Here is a 17,501-nt window from a genome sequence, read left to right as displayed (position 1 = left end):
ACTGCGGCTTCCTGTGCCTTACACGTTGAACAGGAAGTTCAGCACATCGCCATCCTTGACGATGTATTCCTTGCCTTCTGCGCGCATCTTGCCGGCTTCCTTGGCACCCTGTTCACCCTTATAGGCGATGAAGTCGTCATACGAAATCGTTTGCGCGCGAATGAAGCCGCGTTCGAAGTCGGTATGGATGACGCCGGCTGCCTGCGGCGCAGTGGCGCCGACCGGCACGGTCCAGGCGCGCACTTCCTTCACGCCCGCGGTGAAGTAGCTTTGCAGGCCGAGCAGCTTGAACGCGGCGCGGATCAGGCGATCGAGCCCCGGCTCTTCCATGCCCATGTCGGCCAGGAAGGCGCCTTTGTCTTCCTCGTCGAGGTCGGCGATCTCGGCCTCGATGGCGGCACAGATGGCCACGATCGGCGCATTCTGTTCGGCGGCGTAGGCAGTAAGCTGGTCGAGCAGCGGGTTGTTGGTGAAGCCAGTGTCGGACACGTTGGCAACGTACATGGCCGGCTTGGCGGTGATCAGGCACAGCGGCTTGATCAGCGCCATTTCTTCAGCGTCCAGGCCCATGGCGCGCACCGGCTTGGCATCGTTCAGTTGCGGCAGGATGCGTTCCAGCAGCGATACCAGCTTGATGGCATCCTTGTCGCCGGACTTGGCTTTCTTGTTTTCGCGCTGCACGGCTTTCTCGACCGTGCCCATGTCGGCCAGCGCCAGCTCGGTCTGGATCACGGCGATATCGTCGAGCGGGCTCACCTTGCCGGCGACGTGCACGACGTTCGGATCTTCAAAGCAGCGCACGACGTTGACGATGGCATCGGTTTCGCGGATATGCGATAGAAATTGATTGCCCAGGCCTTCGCCTTTGGAGGCACCTGCGACCAGGCCGGCAATGTCGACGAACTCGACGATGGAGGGAACGATGCGTTCCGGCTTGACGATGTCCGCCAGCGCTTTTAGGCGCGGGTCGGGCACTTCGACGACGCCGACATTGGGCTCGATGGTGCAGAAGGGATAGTTTTCCGCAGCGATGCCTGCCTTGGTCAGTGCATTGAACAGAGTGGATTTGCCGACGTTAGGCAAGCCGACGATGCCGCATTTGAGACTCATGGTGATATTTGCAAAAGAATGGAATCAACCCGCTATTCTACAGTAGGTCGAAACGTCTTCTTCAGCTGCGGCAAGGCCTTCTTGAATTTTGCGGAATTTTTGTTAGGCGCGCCAACGCTGCGTAGCAATCCGGATAGCAGTATGACAAAGTGACGGTTATGTTTTCTGCGGCTCACATAACCGTCATTACCACAGTTACGGCAAGTACATGGTTGGTGCGACTGCATCGGCGCTATATGGATTCATACTGGCCCTGTCAGAATACATTCCGCTGCTTTGACTTTGTGTATCGGAGCTCATGCTGCTTGAGCCTATGTTGCTCGAACTGGTGCTGCCTGAACTCCTGGAATGCCCTGGCATATGCATATTGGAACAACCAGCCATCACGATCACAGCCAAAATGACGAACACTTTTTTCATGGTATGCCTCCAGCAAATATTTTCTGTTGGTACACTCGCCGCACAGACGGAAAGTCAAATCCAGTATATGCGGCACAGCAGGAGACGCCAGCAAAAATGGCAGCTAAATTTGATGCGATAAGAGCGCAAGCGCTTGTTCGCCGAAAGAATGGAACTTGGTTTCGACAGCCACTGTCATCTGAAGTCGGTCCATGCCGTTGCCAGGTTGTGATACGTAATTTTTTAATGCTAGGCAGCTTTCGCAGTATGTAATTGCATCATCGCGGCTTCAAATTTCCCCTCGATTAAGAGCGGAATAACTTGCAAGCTGTTAGCGATGGCATCATCGATCAGCAGCTGCTCTTCGCGACGCGGGCGATGCAAGACGAAATCGACCACGGGCTGCTGCAGGTTTAATGCGCGCGGATGACCGATACCGATACGCAAACGCCAGTAATCCTGGGTGCCGAGCGCGGCGGTAATGTCTTTCAAGCCATTGTGTCCGCCGGACGATCCACCCTTTTTGATTTTGGCGCTGCCTGGTGGGAGATCCAGTTCGTCATGCGCGACCAGAATTTCTTCCGGCGCGATTTTGAAAAAGCGCGCCAGTGCGCCGACCGACTGGCCGGAACGATTCATATAGGTCTGCGGCTCCAGCAGCCAGACTTCCTTGCCGGCGATGGTCGTCTTGGCAGCCAGCGCATTGTATTTGGCTTCGCGCGCCAGGCGATTGTTCGCTAGCTGGTCCACCAGCCAGAAGCCGGCGTTATGACGGGTTTGTTCGTATTCCGGGCCCGGATTGCCAAGGCCGACGATTAAGCGAATGGACATGGTGTATAAGACGTGAAGGTTATGCCTGATTGAAAAAAACCCGCCACCAGGGCGGGTTTTTCAATGGGCTCGGGTGCCGAGAATTACTTCTGCTCGCCTTCGCCTTCAGCTGCCGCGTCAGCTGCAGCGCCAGCCGGCACCGTGGCGGTGACGACGGTCGTGCTTTCCTGACCATGTGCAACAGCAACGCCAGCCGGGAGCTTGAGGTCGGACACGTGCAGCGAAGCACCGGCTTCGATAGTCGACAGGTCGACTTCGATGAATTCCGGCAGGTCTTTCGGCAGGCAGGTCACTTCCAGTTCGGTTGCGACATGGCTGATCACCGCGGACGACAGCTTCACGGCAGGCGACACTTCGGCATTGACGAAGTGCAGCGGCACCTTCACGTGGATCTTCTGGTTTTGGTCAACGCGCTGGAAATCAACGTGCATGACCAGTTGCTTGTATGCGTGGGTCTGGAAGTCGCGCAGCAGGACTTTTTCTGCCTTGCCATCCACTTCGAGGTCGAGAATCGACGAGTGGAAGGCTTCCTTCTTCAGGGCGTGGTACAGGGCGTTGTGGTCCAGCTTGATGGCGACCGGCTCGCTATTGCCGCCGTAGACGATACCCGGGGTAAAGCCGGCATTGCGCAGGCGGCGGCTCGCTCCGGACCCCTGCTCAGTGCGTGCAAATGCAACTACTTTCATGTTTATGCTCCAGTATGTGCAGGACTTTTTTCCTGCGGTGAATATCCCCCGCGACCAGGGGATACGAAAAGCCGCCCATCAGGACGGCTGCTTAAAACTTTTCTTTATTCCGCAAACAGCGACATCACCGAATCGCCCTTGGTGATGCGGCGAATCGTTTCGGCCAGCAAAGGCGCGCAGGTCAATTGGCGAATCTTCGGGCAAGCCTTGGCGGCCGCAGTCAGCGGGATGGTGTCGGTGACGACCAGTTCGTCCAGCGGCGATTCGGTGATGCGTTCGATCGCCGGGCCGGACAGCACCGGATGAGTACAGTAAGCCACCACTTTCTTGGCGCCGCGATCCTTCAGCACTTCAGCGGCCTTGGTCAGGGTGCCGGCGGTATCGACCATGTCATCCATGATCACGCAGTTGCGGCCTTCGACTTCACCGATGATGTTCATTACTTCGGATACATTGGCTTTTGGACGGCGCTTGTCGATGATCGCCAGGTCGCAGTTCAGGCGCTTGGCCAGCGCACGGGCACGCACCACGCCGCCGACGTCCGGCGACACGACCAGCAAATCATCGTACTTCTTGTTGACGAGGTCGGTCAGCAGCACCGGCGAAGCGTAGATGTTATCGACCGGGATATCGAAGAAGCCTTGAATTTGGTCGGCGTGCAAGTCCATGATCAGCACGCGGTCGACGCCGGCTTCCTGCAGCATGTTGGCCACCACCTTGGCGGAAATCGCCACGCGCGCCGAACGCGGACGGCGGTCCTGGCGGGCATAACCGTAATAGGGGATGGCGGCGGTGATGCGGCCGGCCGAGGCGCGCTTCAAGGCATCGACCATCAGCATGACTTCCATCAGGTTGTCATTAGTCGGTGCGCAGGTGGATTGCAGCACGAAGACATCCTTGCCGCGCACGTTCTCATTGATCTCGACCACCACTTCGCCATCGGAAAAGCGGGAAACCAGTGCCTTGCCCAGCGGGAGGCCGAGCTGTTTGGCGACCCCCATAGCTAAGTCCGGATTAGCGTTGCCGGTAAAAACCATCAGGTTTTCGAGTGCCATGAGATCCCCAAAACGAATGCGTTAAAAGCTTAAAAAGCCGCCAATACAGACTGGTGAGTCTTGCGTTGGCGGCTTGTTATCGATACAGCTTCTTAGTTTGCTAGAGTTTATTTGGCAGGGGAACAAGGATTCGAACCTTGGAATGCCGGAATCAAAATCCGGTGCCTTAACCAACTTGGCGATTCCCCTACGCAACCTGTTGTCTGTCGTTTCAATCGCCTTCAGGCGCTGTAACGTCAAACGAATCTGGTGTGACGACCCTTATATATGTGCAAGCGGATGCTGCTTTAATGCACGCGCTTTCCATGCCTTCCAGCGGGCCGGTACTGCTTTGAGTACCGTATCGGCGTCAGGTTCATGCGCGAAATAGCAAAATACGCACGCCCCCGACCCGGTCATTCTCGCTGCGCCGTACTGCTCAAGCCAGATAATGGCTTCGGCGACATCGGGAAACAGCTTTGCAGCTACATCTTGCAGGTCGTTTTTTCCAAAGCTTGTTGGTGCGTTGGAAAAGTCCATAATTCTGACGGGTTTTGTGTCCCTTGTCAATTCCTTTGCGGAAAATATGACAGGGGTCGGTACCGAGACGCCCGGCTCGATAACGACATACCAGCCATCAGGCGTATTCACCTCGCTGAGTTCTTCGCCGACGCCGCCGGCAAAGGCATTCTTCCCAAAGATAAAAAAGGGAACGTCCGCACCTAATTGCAAGCCAAGTTCCATTAACTCTTGCCGAGTCAGCCCGGCTTGCCACAGATGATTCAGCGCCAGCAGTGTGGTGGCGGCGTCCGACGAGCCGCCTCCCAGGCCGCCGCCCATCGGCAGTCTCTTTTCAATGGCGATATTGGCGCCGGGGCGCCTGCCTTGCGGCAACGTTGATTGCAGCAAGCGCGCGGCGCGCACGATCAGGTCGCTCTCGGCATCCACGCCGGGCACTTCGGTGGCGCGGCAGATGAGACCGTCGTCGCGTGTCTCGAAATGCAACAGGTCGCCATGATCGAGCAGCTGGAATACGGTTTGCAGCAAGTGGTAACCATCCGCGCGGCGGCCGATGACATGCAAAAACAGATTGAGCTTGGCGGGCGCCAGGCAATTATTCAGCGAACGGGAAGGCATGAAGCGTAATGATTTTATGGAGTTTGCCAGTTGTCGATGACGATGCGCAGCTTCACCAAGCCTGCTTCCACGGTCTGACGCGCGAGGTCGATGCGGCGGGGACGGGGTGTAGCCGAGCCATCGTCCTGTGTCCAGGCGCCGTAAGTAATCTGCCAGCCGTCCGCTGTGGTTACGGCGGCGCCGTCATCAGTGGGAACTGCCCGGCGTTGTCCCTGCGGATCGGTGATGAAGCCTTGCAGCCAGTCGCGCAGGCCGGCAACCGGCAATGGCCACCCCAGCGCCGTTTGTGCCAGGGAGTCGGCGTCCGCTGCCACGCGAGGTGGCTGGCCTGACTGGGTCAATGTGGCGCTGCCCGGCTGGACGTCGATGACAGCCAGGGTTTGTCCGAGCGGCGAGAGCAGGCTTACCCCGGTGCGTTGCGGAGACTGCGACCAGGTAAAGCCGCCGTGCAGGGATTCGTCGGCGCCGCCGCGCGCGTATTGAACCGACAGGCGTCCTGCCAGATCGATCGCTTGCCAATACGGGCGTGCTGCCTGCTGAGTGCTTGACGATACCGGCGGAGCGGCGGGCGGCGCGATGGCGGCGCATCCGCCCAGCATGGCGATCAACGCCACGACATAAGCCAGCCGTGTCCTCATGGCTTGACCTGCAGGCGGATCAGGGTGTTTTTCAGCGTATCGTTTTGCGGGTCCTTGTCGCGGGCGTCGCGCCAGAATTTTTGTGCGTCTTCCTTCTGACCTTTGACCCACAATACTTCACCCAGGTGCACGGCAATCTCGGCGTCGGGGCGAATGGTGAATGCACGCCGCAATAGTTCTTCGGCCTCCTTCAGGCGGCCCATGCGGAAATGCACCCAGCCCAGGCTATCGAGGATGAAGGGGTCTTCCGGCGCGAGTTCGTGCGCCTTGGTGATGAGGGCAAAGGCTTCCGGCAACCGCAAGTTGCGGTCTGCCAGCGAATATCCCAATGCATTGTAGGCATGCTGGTTTTTCGGCGCCAGGGTCATAACCTTGCGCAGATTTTTTTCCATCAGCGCCAGCTGGTTTGTTTTTTCCGCCAGCATGGCCTGGTCATAAAGCAGGTCGGTATTGTTGGGGAAGCGCTTGATGCCGCCTTCCAGTACCTCCATCGCTTCTGCGATTTGCCCGGCATCGCGCAGGATTTGCGATTCCGCCTGCAATACCTGGATTTGTTCGGTTTCGCCCTGCGGCGTCAGTTCCGCCAGCGCCTTGCGCGCGCCGACCAGGTTGCCGCTCTTGGCCAGCAACTGGGCGCGCCGCAGTTGCGCACCCAGCCAGGCTTCGCCCGGATCGACCTGCGACAGCCACTTGATGGCGGCATCGGTATCCTTCCGTTCTTCCGCCAGTTCCGACATGAGCAAGAGTGCCTGCGAGGGATCGCGTTCCTCATCGGGCTGGGACGCCAGCAGTTCCAGGTACTTGCCGAGGTATTTCTCGGCAGCGGCATTGTCGCGCGTCTGTGCCGACAAGACGCCCAGGGCATACAGCGTGGTCAGGTCTTTCGGGCTATCCTTCAGCAGCAACTCAAACTGGCTGCGGGCTTGCGCGTACTGTTTTCGTTCCACCAGCTGGCGGGCTAATGCCATGCGGACTTCGCGCGCTTTGGGATACCGGGCCAGATAGGATGTCAGTACCTTGGCTGCTTCGTCCTTGTCGGGTGTGACCAGCGCCATCGTCAGGGCTGCGAGTTCGGATTCGGGTTTTGCGGCTTGCGCGGCGAGCGCTTCCTGGCGCGCGCGTTCGGTATTGCCGGCGGCGACCGCGCCCTGGGCCAGTACCAGATGCGTTTCCGGCGTATCGAGATACGGTTGCAGCACCTGCTCCAGTACCTTGAAGGCCGCTTGCTTGTTCTTGGCGCGGGCCAGCAAACGCTGAATCTGGAACATCAGCATGGTGCGTGACGAGGCTGGAATATCCTGCAGGCGTTGCTTCAGGATCGGTGCCGCTTCCGACAAATCGTCGGACAGCATCAGAAAGCTCAAGAGGTACTGGGTGGCTTGTTCGGACTCCGGAGCCAGGGTGCGCCAGAGGCGCACTGCCGCCAAGGCTTCATCGTGCCGCCTGGCCGTGAGGGCGATTTCCATCGCTCGCTGCGCCAGGCGCGGGTCGCGCGTCTGCTGCGCCAGGGCGAGTTCGGTGGTGTAAGCGAGTTTCCACTGGCCGCGTTGGGCCGCAACCTCCGCCGAGAGTAGCTTGAACAGGATTTCCGGGCTTAGGTCAAGCGATGGGAGTCCTGCTTCCGATTCGGATTGGCTGGCTTGCAACATTCTGCGCAGGTGGGCGGCCGTGGCGATCTGCTGCCGGGCCGATCCGTTGTATGGCGCCTGGGCTTGTTCGGATTGGGCTACGGGTGGTTGCGCTTCCGGCGTGCTGACGGTGGCGCAGGCCGACATCAGCAGAGACAGCGTTACAATGGCGGGGGCGTTTTTCAAGGAGCAGTCCTGTCAAAGGTCCGGTCAAAAGGGGCTGGATGGCATTCTACGCTCAACCGGCGTCGTTTGCGTATCCCGGCAAGCCGGGCGGCAATTGGCGCAGCGCCTAAGTTATTCAAGTTTTAAAAGGATCAAGATTGTCATGCCTGAACTGCCGGAAGTCGAAGTCACCCGGCGCGGCGTTGCGCCGCATGTCGAAGGTAAAACCATTCATGGCGTGGTGTTGCGCCATACCGGCTTGCGCTGGCCCTTTCCGCCCGGGTTGGATGCCTTGCTCGCGGGGCGCACCGTGCGCGCTACCGGGCGGCGCGGAAAATACCTCTTGCTGCATTTCGATCATGGCACGCTCATCATCCATCTCGGCATGTCCGGCCATATCCGCGTTCTGCCGGCCGATACGCCGCCGCAGAAGCATGATCATGTCGATCTGATACTGGGACAAGACGCACTGCGGCTGACCGATCCGCGCCGCTTCGGAGCCGTGCTATGGCATGGCAGCGATGAAGGCGACGTCGATGAACATATCCTGTTGCGGCATCTGGGCGTGGAACCGCTGAGTCCCAACTTTACCGCCGAGCTGATGTACCGCATGAGCCGTGGACGCAGTGCACCAATCAAGCAAGTGTTGCTTGCTGGCGACATTGTGGTTGGTGTCGGTAACATCTATGCTTCGGAAAGCTTGTTCAAGGCGCGCATTCATCCCAAGACCGCGGCTGGGCGCATCAGCCTGGCGCGTTATGTCTTGCTGGCCGAGGCCATCCGCGAGACGCTGGCCGCTGCGATCGAGAAGGGCGGCAGCAGCCTGCGCGATTTCATCAATGTAAATGGGCAGTCGGGTTACTTCCAACAAGACTATTTCGTCTACAATCGCGCCGGCCTGCCATGCCGTGTCTGCGGCATGCCGGTGCGCCAGATCCAGCAGGGGCAGCGCTCCACCTTTTATTGCGCAAATTGTCAAAAATGAGCGCCAATGCTAGTGTAACGAGACAATAAGCATAAACCGGGGATCGCTTGAGCCATCTGATACAGAAATTTGAAGAATATAGCGGCTGGCGCGCGAGCGTCGTCGAGGCATTGACGCGCTACCAGGACTGGATTTCTGCTGCCGGCTTGAGCGATGCCGCCTGCGAACAGCGACTGGTGCAATTGAAAGCCAGGCTGGCGGATGACAAGCTGTCGATCGCCTTTGTCGCCGAGTTCTCGCGCGGGAAGTCCGAACTGATCAATGCGATTTTCTTTGCCGATTACGGTCAGCGCATCTTGCCATCCTCGGCCGGCCGCACCACCATGTGCCCGACCGAGCTGCTGTACGATGAAACCTTCCCGCCGTGTATCCGTCTTCTGCCCATCGAAACCCGGGCCGAGGCGATGTCGACGTCCGACCTGAAGGAGCAGCGCCAGGTCTGGACCGTGCTGCCGCTGGATGTGCAGTCCGGCGAAGGCATGCTGGAAGCCTTCCGCCAGGTGAGCCTGTCCAAGCGCGTGTCCATCGATGAAGCTAAACGCTATGGCTTGTATGACGAGAACGACCCCGAACAACAGCAGGCGGTCGGCGCCGACGGCATGGTGGAGATCTCGCAGTGGCGCCATGCCATTATCAATTTTCCGCATCCCTTGCTGAAACAAGGCTTGGTCATCATCGACACGCCAGGGCTGAACGCCATCGGTACCGAGCCGGAACTGACGCTGAACCTGATTCCGAATGCGCATGCGGTGCTGTTCATCCTGGCGGCGGACACCGGCGTGACGCGCAGCGATATCGATGTCTGGCGCAACCATATCGGCAACGGCGACGGTCGCCTGGCGGTGCTGAACAAGATCGACAGCATGTGGGATGAATTGCGCTCGCCCGAAGAAATCGAACAGCAGATTGCCCGGCAAGTGACGTCCGTGGCGCAAATCCTCGACGTCCCGGAGCAACAGGTATTTCCGGTATCGGCCCAAAAGGGACTGGTGGGAAAAATCAACCGTGACGCGCCGCTGCTGGCAAAAAGCCGGCTTCTGAAGCTGGAACAGGCGCTGTCGCAGGAATTGCTGCCTGCGCGGCAATCGATCATCCGCTCACAGCTCTCCAGTGAAGTGCGTGAATTGACCGCTGCGCGGCAAACCATGCTGGCTTCGCGCACGCGCAACGTCGTCGAGCAGTTGATCGAACTGAAGAGCCTGCGCGGCAAGAACCAGAATGTCATCGCGCACATGATGAAGCGCATCGACGTGGAGAAGCGTGAATTCGATGCCAGCCTGGTCAAACTGCAGGGCACGCGGTCAGTATTTGCCAAACTTTCCGCCGATGTCTATGCCAGCCTCGGTATCGGCGTGCTGAAGCAGGAAGTCCGCAAGGCAGCCGAGGCCATGGAAAAGAGCATGTTTTCGGCGGGCTTTCGCGATGCGGTGAAAGGGTTTTTCAATGCCAGCCGCGATAACTTGTGGCAGTCCGGTCACAAGATCGATGAAGTCGCGGAAATGATGACAGTCATGTACCGTAAATTTTCGGCTGAACATGGCCTGGTGCTGACGACGCCGATGCCGTTTTCGCTGAAAAAATACCGCGACGAGCTGAACCATATCGAAGCGATCTATCACAAGCAATTCGGCGCCACGGCGTTGTTGAGCACGCACCAGGCTGTCCTGATGCGCAAGTTTTTCGAATCGATTGCGACCCGTGTCAAGCATTGCTTCCTGCAAGCCAACCGCGATGTCGAAGCCTGGTTCAAGGTGGTGATGGCGCCGCTGGATGCGCAAATCCGCGAACACAAGCTGCAATTGAAGCAGCGACAGAAATCTGTCGAGCGCATTTTCGAAGCGACCGACAGCCTGGAAGAAAAGATTGCTTCCTTCGAACAGATGCAGGCTGAACTGGACGCGCAGATGCGAGCCTTGTATTCGCTCGAAGCGGAATTGATGACGGCGATTGCCGCCGACCAGCCTTCCTTGAAGGCTGCCTAGACTGCATTGCGCTAGCAGTGCACCAACAGAATTTTTACCAATGAAACGTGTTGTTCCTGCGCCAGCCGCTTCTGACGGCCGGCAATTCGCCGATCCCGCTTTTTCGGCATCGGTGATTGCCTGGCAAAAGCGCCATGGCCGTCATGCTTTACCCTGGCAGAATACCCGCGATGCCTACCGCATCTGGCTCTCGGAAATCATGTTGCAGCAAACCCAGGTGACAGCGGTGATTCCGTATTATCTGCGCTTCCTGCAGCGCTTCCCTGACGTGCAGGCCCTGGAGGCGGCGCCTTCGGAAGATGTCATGGCGCACTGGAGCGGCCTGGGTTATTACACCCGGGCGCGCAATCTGCATCGGTGCGCCCGCGTCGTGGTCGAGCAGCATGGCGGCCAGTTTCCAGCCGATCCGGAAGTGTTGGCACAATTGCCCGGCATCGGTCGCTCCACCGCGGCAGCCATCGCTGCCTTTGCCTATGGCGCGCGTGCGGCAATCCTGGATGGGAACGTCAAGCGCGTCTTTGCCCGGGTGTTTGGCATTGACGGCTATCCCGGTGAGAAGAAGGTCGAGAATGCCCTCTGGCTGCGCGCCGAAGCCTTGCTGCCCGAAGAAGATATCGAATCGTACACGCAGGGTTTGATGGACTTGGGAGCGACGATCTGTACGCGCGGCAGGCCGGCGTGCGAGCGCTGTCCGCTGGCATCCCGCTGCATCGCTTTCCAGACCGGGCGCACGGCCGAGCTGCCGGTGCGCAAGCCGAAAAAGGCCGTGCCGGAAAAATATGTGGCGATGCTGGTCGTCGAACACGAGGGAAGGGTGCTGCTGCAACAGCGGCCGGATAGCGGCATCTGGGGCGGCTTGCTGTCCTTGCCGGAAGCCGGCAGCTTTACTTCACTGGAAGGCAAAGTCAGCGATGTGCCAGACTTGGCAGAAGCGGCACTGCAACAACGGCTGGCCGCGCATGGCGAATTGGCAAGTGCTGAACGGCTGCCGGTGGTGGTGCATGTCTTTACCCACTTCCGTCTGCATATCATTCCCTATCGCGTGCGGCTGGCGCGGCAAGTGCCGATGGCGGCGCAGGATGGCCACATCTGGTTGTCGACAACCTCGGTGGCACAGGCAGCGTTGCCCGCGCCGATCAAGAAACTCTTGCTGGGAATCGTTTGAGGATCGTTTAACTACACGATCTTATGCTGCTGCAGATACTGGTGCACGATCGCCAGGCGGCTGTCGGCATCCTCCAGTTCCAGCAATTTTTGCCGAGCCTTGAGCGGAATCGGCAGGATTTCGCACCAGCGGTTGGCGACCCAGCCGCTCTGGTCGAATTGCAGCGGCGGCGCAAACGGGCTGATGAAGTCGTCGCCTTCTTCGGCGTGGCCGCGTGCTTCGATGGTCTCGATCACCGATTTCAGCGCCGTGGCGCAGCTGACATGGGCATCGCTCACGGTCTGCGTCGGTTCGTCGGCTTGAATCATTTCGACGCGCGCTTCGAGGCGTTCATCGGCTTGCTTGCGCGTTTCCAGGATGCGGAAACGTTCGCCACCGTGCGTGCGCAGCATGAGCAGTCCCGCCTGCTCCATGTCCCAGTCGGTGATGTGCGCCAGGCACCCGACCGGTTCCGGCTCGGCGGCCTTGCCGACTTCCTGTCCAGACTTGATCAGCACGACGCCAAAGGGCGCTTCGCGTTTCATGCAGTCGCGCACCATGTCGATGTAGCGCGCCTCGAACACTTTCAGCGGCAGCACGCCACCGGGAAACAGCACGGTTTGCAGCGGGAACAGCGGCAGCCAGTCGCCGGCTTGCGGATGAACCAAAGTGAGATGGGAAGATGCCATGAAGTTGTGGATGCCAAGCTCTAGGCGAGCTCGCGATGCCGCAACACCACCCGCTCGGTTTTTTGAAAATGTCTGGTTAGTTTTTCAACCATGTATACGGAACGGTGCTGGCCGCCGGTGCAGCCGATCGCCACCGTCAGGTAGCTGCGGTTATCGGCCTTGAAGGCGGGTAGCCATTTTTCGACAAAATTCTGGATATCGGAATACAAATCCTCGACTTCCGGCAGTGCCTGCAGGAAGGCGATCACCGGTTCGTCCCTGCCGGTGAAGGGGCGCAGCGTCAGATCGTAGTAAGGATTGGGCAGCACGCGCACATCAAATACCAGGTCCGCGTCCAGCGGCACGCCGAACTTGAAGGCAAACGATTCGAACATCAGGGTCAGCGGCGCCTTGGCGGATTCCACCATTTCCTTGACCCAGCCGCGCAGCTTGTTTGCCGTTAGCCCGGAAGTGTCGATGACGTGTCCCAGTTTTTCAATCGACGACAGCATTTCGCGTTCGCGCAGGATGCATTCAGCCAGAGTCAGGCGGTCGTTGGGATTGTGGCCGGCATGCAGGCGATGGGAAAGCGGATGGCTGCGGCGGGTTTCGGAAAAGCGGTTGATCAGCGATTCCGTCTTCGCAGTCAGAAACAGCACCTTGACGTCATGTCCCTGGTCTTTCAGGAACTGTATATCCACAGGCAAGCCGGCCAGGGAACCAGCGCTGCGCGAGTCGATCGCCACGGCCAGATCGGCGGCATCTTCCTCCATGCGGGTTTCCACTAGCGCCCGCAAGAGTGTGGGCGGCAAATTGTCGACGCAAAAATATCCCGCGTCCTCGAGGACATTCAGGCAAACCGATTTGCCCGATCCGGAAATCCCAGTGATAAGAATGATGCGCATGACAAGATCATACCATCATGCGCGAAATTGCTATGGCTCGCTATCCATTGCCTTTTGCTGGCGATCCATGAATTCTTTTAAGGTGTCGATTCCGCGCAACTGCAGGATGGTGTTGCGCACTGCTGCTTCGAGCAGCACGGCGAGGTTGCGGCCCGCTTCCACAGGGATGATGACCTTGCGGATCGCCAGGCCGAGCACTTCCTCGGTTTGCGAATGCAGCGGCAGGCGCTCGTAGTTTTCTTCTAGGGTCTTGCGGCGCACCAGGTGGACGATGAGCTTCAGGCGCATCTTGCGGCGCACTGCGGTCTCGCCAAAAATGGTCTTGATATCCAGGAGACCCAGGCCGCGCACTTCCAGCAGGTTTTGCAAAAGCGGCGGGCAACGGCCCTCGATCATGTTCGGCGCGATGCGGGCAAATTCGACGACATCATCGGCCACCAGGCCATGACTGCGCGACACCAGTTCCAGCCCGAGTTCGCTCTTGCCCAGGCCCGATTCGCCGGTAATCAGCACGCCCACGCCCAGCACGTCCATGAACACGCCATGCATGGTGACGCGCTGCGCCAGTTTCTTCGACAGGTACACGCGCAGGTAATCGATGACCTGCGCCGCCGGCAGTGGAGTCGAGAACAGCGGGATATTGTGTTCTTCGCAGATCTCGATGAATTCCGGCGGGGTTTCCAGGCCTTGCGCCACGACGAAAGCCGGCGGATTGCCGGTAACGAGTTCGTTGATGAGGCGATTGCGACCGTTGGGCGACAAGCGCTTGTAATAATCAATTTCCTGGTGTCCGAAGACCTGGATACGACCAGGGTGGATCAGGTTCAGGTGGCCGACCTGATCGGCGGCCGAAGCGGCATCGCCCGAAATCAGCTTTTCTCCGCCAGGGAAACCGGCAAACCAGCCCAGTTCGAGCGGTTCGCGGTTTTCATCGAAAAGCTCCTGGATGGAGAGCGGAGTGGATGCGGGCATGATCGAAAACTGAAGCGAAGACAAGGTCCGACCTGTCAGGGTTAGACGGCGCTGCTGACGCTTGGGCGCCAGGAAATAATCTTGTTGAAGACCGAAGTCGGATCCGGGTCGGTCGCCAGCGTGGCACGGAAGGCGTCATCCGAAAACATTTCGGCTATTTCCGACAAGGTTTCCAGGTGCTGCTGCGTGACGTTTGCCGGCATCAACAGGAAAATCAGCAGGCTGACGGGCTGGCCATCCGGTGATTCGAATGGAATCGGTTCAGCCAGGCGCACGAATGCTGCCAATGGACTTTTCAAATCCTTGATGCGGCCATGCGGGACGGCGACCCCGTGGCCCAGGCCGGTCGAGCCGAGCCGTTCGCGTGCGAACAGGTTTTCGGACACCACCGAACGCGCAATGCCGCAATTGTTTTCAAAAATCAGTCCGGCCTGCTCGAAGGCGCGCTTTTTACTGGAAACTTCCAGGCCCAGCACGACATTGGCGGGTAACAGAATTTTAGCGAGATTAGTCATGGCTTACCAAATTGGTGCGGCGCACAAACGGGGCGTCGCCGCAAATTATAGGCCGGTTTTGGGCTTCTGCAATCCCAATTTGAAAATTCACGCCACAGTAATTGGGAAATCGCACAGAAGCTTGTCAATTTGAGTGCCTTTATCGATGCATCCTGTGCGACAAAACACTGGCGAAACCAATCATCACTGGCGCGCAAGCCGGGCATTGCCAGGCGGGTGGCCAGTTGTGAAATTGCTACGCCATGGATTGATATCCAGACCGCCGCGCCGCGTATAGCGTGCATACACCGACAGCTTTTGCGGACGGCACTGGCGCAGGATATCCATGAAGATGCGCTCGACGCATTGTTCGTGGAATTCGTTATGCTGGCGGAAGCCGATCAGATAGCGCAGCAAGCCTTCCTGGTCGATCTGCGCGCCGACATAGCGAATCTGCACGCTGCCCCAGTCAGGCTGGCCGGTGACCAGGCAATTCGACTTCAGCAAGTGCGACACCAGGGTTTCCTCCACCACGGCTTCATCCTGCCGCGCCTGCAGCAGGCCGGGATTGGGCTGGAATTCATCCACGTCGATATCGAGGCGGTCGAGCGGCAAGCCGCTCAGTTCTCCCATCTGCAGCTGACTAAAAGCGTCCGGCAATGTCAAGTTGACATGGACGGTGGCGCCAAAGCCTGCCGACAAATCGGTGTGCAAGCGTTCCGCCAGCGCTTCCGGGCTGGACAGCCGGGTCTGGTTGAACGAGTTCAGATACAGCTTGAACGACTTGGATTCAATGATGTTGGGCGAATCCGCCGGTATGCTGAAGGTGGCGATCGCCACTTGCGGTTTGCCGCGGGAATTGAGCCACGAGACTTCATAGGCGTTCCAGATATCCATGCCGAAAAAGGGCAGGGTGCCGGTGATGCCGAGTTCGGCCCGCTTTTCGGCACGGGCTATCGGAAACAGCAGCGAAGGATCGTATTCGCTGACATAGGTGGCCGGTTTGCCAAGGGGCGAAGAGGCGGCGCTGTTTTCCGCGCCGGGGCCGACATCGGGCATGCTGGTGTGTTCCATTAGCCTAAGAATAGCTTATACGCGGGATTTTCGCTTTCATCCCAGTGACGGTAACCGAGGCTGGCCAGGAATTCGCGGAATGCCTTCATTTCCTTCTTCGGGACTTGCAAACCGACAAGAATGCGACCCACATCGCCACCCTGGTTACGGTAATGGAAAAGACTGATGTTCCAGTTCGGTGCCATCGAGGCCAGGAAGCGCATCAAGGCGCCCGGGCGCTCGGGGAATTCAAAACGGTACAGCAGCTCGTTTTCCGCCAATGCGCTCTTGCCGCCGACGAGATGGCGAATATGCAACTTGGCCAATTCGTCGTGGGTCAGGTCCAGCGTCTGGAAACCCTGCTTCTCGAAGGTCTTGACCAGTTTGGCGGATTCGTCGCGCGTCGCGGTCTGTACGCCGACGAAGACGTGCGCTTGCCTCTCATCGCTGATGCGGTAGATGAATTCGGTGACGTTGCGCGGGCCGACCTGTTCGCAGAAACGCTTGAAGCTGCCGCGCTCTTCGGGGATGGTCACGGCCAGCACGGCTTCATGCGCTTCGCCGACGTCAGCGCGCTCGGCCACGAAGCCCAGGCGGTCGAAATTCATGTTGGCGCCGCAGGCGATGGTTACCAGGGCCTGGTCCTTGATCGGCTTCTTGGCCAGCTTGGCGCGTTCGACATATTTCTTGGCGCCCGCCACGGCCAGCGCGCCGGCCGGCTCCAGAATGCTGCGGGTGTCCTGGAAGACGTCCTTGATCGCCGCGCAGACTTCATCGGTGTCGACCAGGATGATCTCGTCGACATATTTCTTCGCCAGGCGGAAGGTTTCTTCGCCCACCAGCTTGACCGCGGTGCCATCCGAGAACAGGCCGACGTCGGGCAAGGCGACGCGCCGACCGGCCTTGATGCTGCGCGCCATGGCGTCGGAATCGACGGTCTGCACGCCGATCACCTTGATATCCGGGCGCACCGCCTTGACGTAGGCACCGACGCCGGCAATCAGGCCGCCGCCGCCGATGGCGACGAAAATGGCATGGATCGGCGCCGAATGCTGGTGCAGGATTTCCATGGCAATCGTGCCCTGACCGGCGATCACGTCCGGGTCATCGAAGGGATGCACGAAAGTCAACTTGAGCTTCTTTTCCAGTTCCGTCGCATGCTGGGCCGCGTCGGAATAGGATTCGCCAAACAGCACGACTTCGCCGCCGCGCGCCTTGACTGCATCGATCTTCACTTGCGGGGTGGTGGTCGGCATGACGATCACGGCACGGCAGTCCAGGCGCCTGGCCGACAGCGCCACGCCTTGCGCATGGTTGCCGGCCGAGGCGCAAATCACGCCGCGCTTCAGCTGCGCCGGCGACAGATTTGCCATCTTGTTATACGCGCCGCGCAGCTTGAAGGAAAACACGCTCTGCATGTCTTCGCGCTTGTAATAAATTCGGTTGTCCAGACGCGCGGACAGGTTGCGCGCAAGCTCCAGGGGGGATTCGATGGCGACGTCGTAAACGCGGGCGGTGAGGATCTTTTGTAGGTAATCGGTACTCATGGTTTCCTGGGAATTGTCGCACTCGGGGCGCAATCGGCGCCGCAAGGACAAGGCGCGGCGGGAGCGGAGGTGCATGGTTCAGGCTCCATTATAATGGAGGCCCTCTGGACTGGCGGAAATAAG

The 17,501-nt window shown here is 59.0% G+C and carries 16 protein-coding genes and 1 tRNA gene; 3 read left to right on the top strand and 14 right to left on the bottom strand.

All coding sequences use genetic code 11. The features are described from left to right. Positions 1-18: 18 nt before the first annotated feature. From ychF to EDC30_RS10205, 8 genes are all read right to left on the bottom strand, one after another. Positions 19-1,110, bottom strand: coding sequence for a redox-regulated ATPase YchF (gene ychF, locus EDC30_RS10245; RefSeq protein WP_132258723.1), 1,092 nt, complete (start codon positions 1,108-1,110; stop codon positions 19-21). A 648-nt stretch (positions 1,111-1,758) separates the two neighbouring features. After that, the gene (gene pth, locus EDC30_RS10235) at positions 1,759-2,340 is read right to left on the bottom strand and encodes an aminoacyl-tRNA hydrolase (RefSeq protein WP_132258721.1); all 582 of its coding nucleotides are present in this window, start codon (positions 2,338-2,340) and stop codon (positions 1,759-1,761) included. An 83-nt stretch (positions 2,341-2,423) separates the two neighbouring features. After that, positions 2,424-3,026, bottom strand: coding sequence for a 50S ribosomal protein L25/general stress protein Ctc (locus EDC30_RS10230; protein ID WP_132258720.1), 603 nt, complete (start codon positions 3,024-3,026; stop codon positions 2,424-2,426). 104 nt (positions 3,027-3,130) lie between these two features. Beyond that, complete coding sequence (locus EDC30_RS10225) at positions 3,131-4,081, bottom strand: ribose-phosphate pyrophosphokinase (protein ID WP_132258719.1); 951 nt, start codon at positions 4,079-4,081, stop codon at positions 3,131-3,133. A 112-nt stretch (positions 4,082-4,193) separates the two neighbouring features. Then, positions 4,194-4,270, bottom strand: a tRNA-Gln gene (locus tag EDC30_RS10220). 72 nt (positions 4,271-4,342) lie between these two features. After that, positions 4,343-5,197 carry a 4-(cytidine 5'-diphospho)-2-C-methyl-D-erythritol kinase gene (ispE, locus tag EDC30_RS10215; protein WP_132258718.1) on the bottom strand — a complete coding sequence of 285 codons (855 nt, stop codon included), beginning with the start codon at positions 5,195-5,197 and terminating at the stop codon, positions 4,343-4,345. A gap of 14 nt (positions 5,198-5,211) precedes the next feature. Then, positions 5,212-5,835 (bottom strand): lipoprotein insertase outer membrane protein LolB, encoded by a 624-nt coding sequence (lolB, locus tag EDC30_RS10210; RefSeq protein ID WP_132258717.1) that lies wholly within the window; start codon positions 5,833-5,835, stop codon positions 5,212-5,214. Further along, a complete protein-coding gene (locus tag EDC30_RS10205; protein ID WP_207907255.1) occupies positions 5,832-7,649 on the bottom strand; it encodes a tetratricopeptide repeat protein in 1,818 nt (605 codons plus the stop codon). Before EDC30_RS10205 ends, lolB begins: the two co-directional genes overlap by 4 nt. Before the next feature lie 142 nt (positions 7,650-7,791). On the opposite strand from EDC30_RS10205, the gene mutM reads away from it, so the two are divergent. The 3 genes from mutM to mutY are packed head-to-tail and all read left to right on the top strand — an operon-like array spanning position 7,792 to position 11,760. After that, complete coding sequence (mutM, locus tag EDC30_RS10200) at positions 7,792-8,613, top strand: bifunctional DNA-formamidopyrimidine glycosylase/DNA-(apurinic or apyrimidinic site) lyase (RefSeq protein WP_132258716.1); 822 nt, start codon at positions 7,792-7,794, stop codon at positions 8,611-8,613. 47 nt (positions 8,614-8,660) lie between these two features. Next, the gene (locus EDC30_RS10195; protein WP_207907254.1) at positions 8,661-10,595 is read left to right on the top strand and encodes a dynamin family protein; all 1,935 of its coding nucleotides are present in this window, start codon (positions 8,661-8,663) and stop codon (positions 10,593-10,595) included. 40 nt (positions 10,596-10,635) lie between these two features. Next, complete coding sequence (gene mutY, locus EDC30_RS10190) at positions 10,636-11,760, top strand: A/G-specific adenine glycosylase (RefSeq protein WP_132258715.1); 1,125 nt, start codon at positions 10,636-10,638, stop codon at positions 11,758-11,760. Between the two features lie 11 nt (positions 11,761-11,771). Here the strand turns inward: mutY and EDC30_RS10185 are convergent, their stop codons facing one another. From EDC30_RS10185 to ilvA, 6 genes are all read right to left on the bottom strand, one after another. Then, on the bottom strand, positions 11,772-12,428 hold the full coding sequence (locus EDC30_RS10185) for an LON peptidase substrate-binding domain-containing protein (RefSeq protein ID WP_132258714.1): 657 nt from the start codon (positions 12,426-12,428) through the stop codon (positions 11,772-11,774). A gap of 20 nt (positions 12,429-12,448) precedes the next feature. Beyond that, positions 12,449-13,312 (bottom strand): RNase adapter RapZ, encoded by an 864-nt coding sequence (gene rapZ, locus EDC30_RS10180; protein ID WP_132258713.1) that lies wholly within the window; start codon positions 13,310-13,312, stop codon positions 12,449-12,451. Positions 13,313-13,342: 30 nt separating this feature from the next. Beyond that, on the bottom strand, positions 13,343-14,284 hold the full coding sequence (gene hprK / locus EDC30_RS10175; protein WP_132258712.1) for an HPr(Ser) kinase/phosphatase: 942 nt from the start codon (positions 14,282-14,284) through the stop codon (positions 13,343-13,345). Positions 14,285-14,325: 41 nt separating this feature from the next. Continuing rightward, on the bottom strand, positions 14,326-14,799 hold the full coding sequence (locus EDC30_RS10170; RefSeq protein ID WP_132258711.1) for a PTS sugar transporter subunit IIA: 474 nt from the start codon (positions 14,797-14,799) through the stop codon (positions 14,326-14,328). A gap of 183 nt (positions 14,800-14,982) precedes the next feature. After that, positions 14,983-15,837, bottom strand: a complete 855-nt coding sequence (gene queF / locus EDC30_RS10165; RefSeq protein ID WP_132258813.1) for an NADPH-dependent 7-cyano-7-deazaguanine reductase QueF — start codon at positions 15,835-15,837, stop codon at positions 14,983-14,985. Between the two features lie 14 nt (positions 15,838-15,851). Continuing rightward, positions 15,852-17,453 carry a threonine ammonia-lyase, biosynthetic gene (gene ilvA / locus EDC30_RS10160; protein WP_132258710.1) on the bottom strand — a complete coding sequence of 534 codons (1,602 nt, stop codon included), beginning with the start codon at positions 17,451-17,453 and terminating at the stop codon, positions 15,852-15,854. Positions 17,454-17,501 lie beyond the last annotated feature (48 nt).

Source organism: Paucimonas lemoignei (assembly GCF_004342585.1).
GTDB lineage: Bacteria > Pseudomonadota > Gammaproteobacteria > Burkholderiales > Burkholderiaceae_D > Paucimonas > Paucimonas lemoignei.
Note: the sequence above shows the minus strand (reverse complement) of the source record. Positions and strands in the feature narration are given on the sequence as shown.

Bases quoted from the DNA above. Each gene is read 5' to 3' on its own strand.
- ispE (WP_132258718.1), bottom strand. From the start codon at position 5,197: ATGCCTTCCCGTTCGCTGAATAATTGCCTGGCGCCCGCCAAGCTCAAT.
- EDC30_RS10185 (WP_132258714.1), bottom strand. From the start codon at position 12,428: ATGGCATCTTCCCATCTCACTTTGGTTCATCCGCAAGCCGGCGACTGG.
- ychF (WP_132258723.1), bottom strand. From the start codon at position 1,110: ATGAGTCTCAAATGCGGCATCGTCGGCTTGCCTAACGTCGGCAAATCC.
- EDC30_RS10170 (WP_132258711.1), bottom strand. From the start codon at position 14,799: ATGACTAATCTCGCTAAAATTCTGTTACCCGCCAATGTCGTGCTGGGC.
- pth (WP_132258721.1), bottom strand. From the start codon at position 2,340: ATGTCCATTCGCTTAATCGTCGGCCTTGGCAATCCGGGCCCGGAATAC.
- EDC30_RS10225 (WP_132258719.1), bottom strand. From the start codon at position 4,081: ATGGCACTCGAAAACCTGATGGTTTTTACCGGCAACGCTAATCCGGAC.
- queF (WP_132258813.1), bottom strand. From the start codon at position 15,837: ATGCCCGATGTCGGCCCCGGCGCGGAAAACAGCGCCGCCTCTTCGCCC.
- mutY (WP_132258715.1), top strand. From the start codon at position 10,636: ATGAAACGTGTTGTTCCTGCGCCAGCCGCTTCTGACGGCCGGCAATTC.
- rapZ (WP_132258713.1), bottom strand. From the start codon at position 13,312: ATGCGCATCATTCTTATCACTGGGATTTCCGGATCGGGCAAATCGGTT.
- lolB (WP_132258717.1), bottom strand. From the start codon at position 5,835: ATGAGGACACGGCTGGCTTATGTCGTGGCGTTGATCGCCATGCTGGGC.
- ilvA (WP_132258710.1), bottom strand. From the start codon at position 17,453: ATGCACCTCCGCTCCCGCCGCGCCTTGTCCTTGCGGCGCCGATTGCGC.
- EDC30_RS10230 (WP_132258720.1), bottom strand. From the start codon at position 3,026: ATGAAAGTAGTTGCATTTGCACGCACTGAGCAGGGGTCCGGAGCGAGC.
- hprK (WP_132258712.1), bottom strand. From the start codon at position 14,284: ATGCCCGCATCCACTCCGCTCTCCATCCAGGAGCTTTTCGATGAAAAC.
- mutM (WP_132258716.1), top strand. From the start codon at position 7,792: ATGCCTGAACTGCCGGAAGTCGAAGTCACCCGGCGCGGCGTTGCGCCG.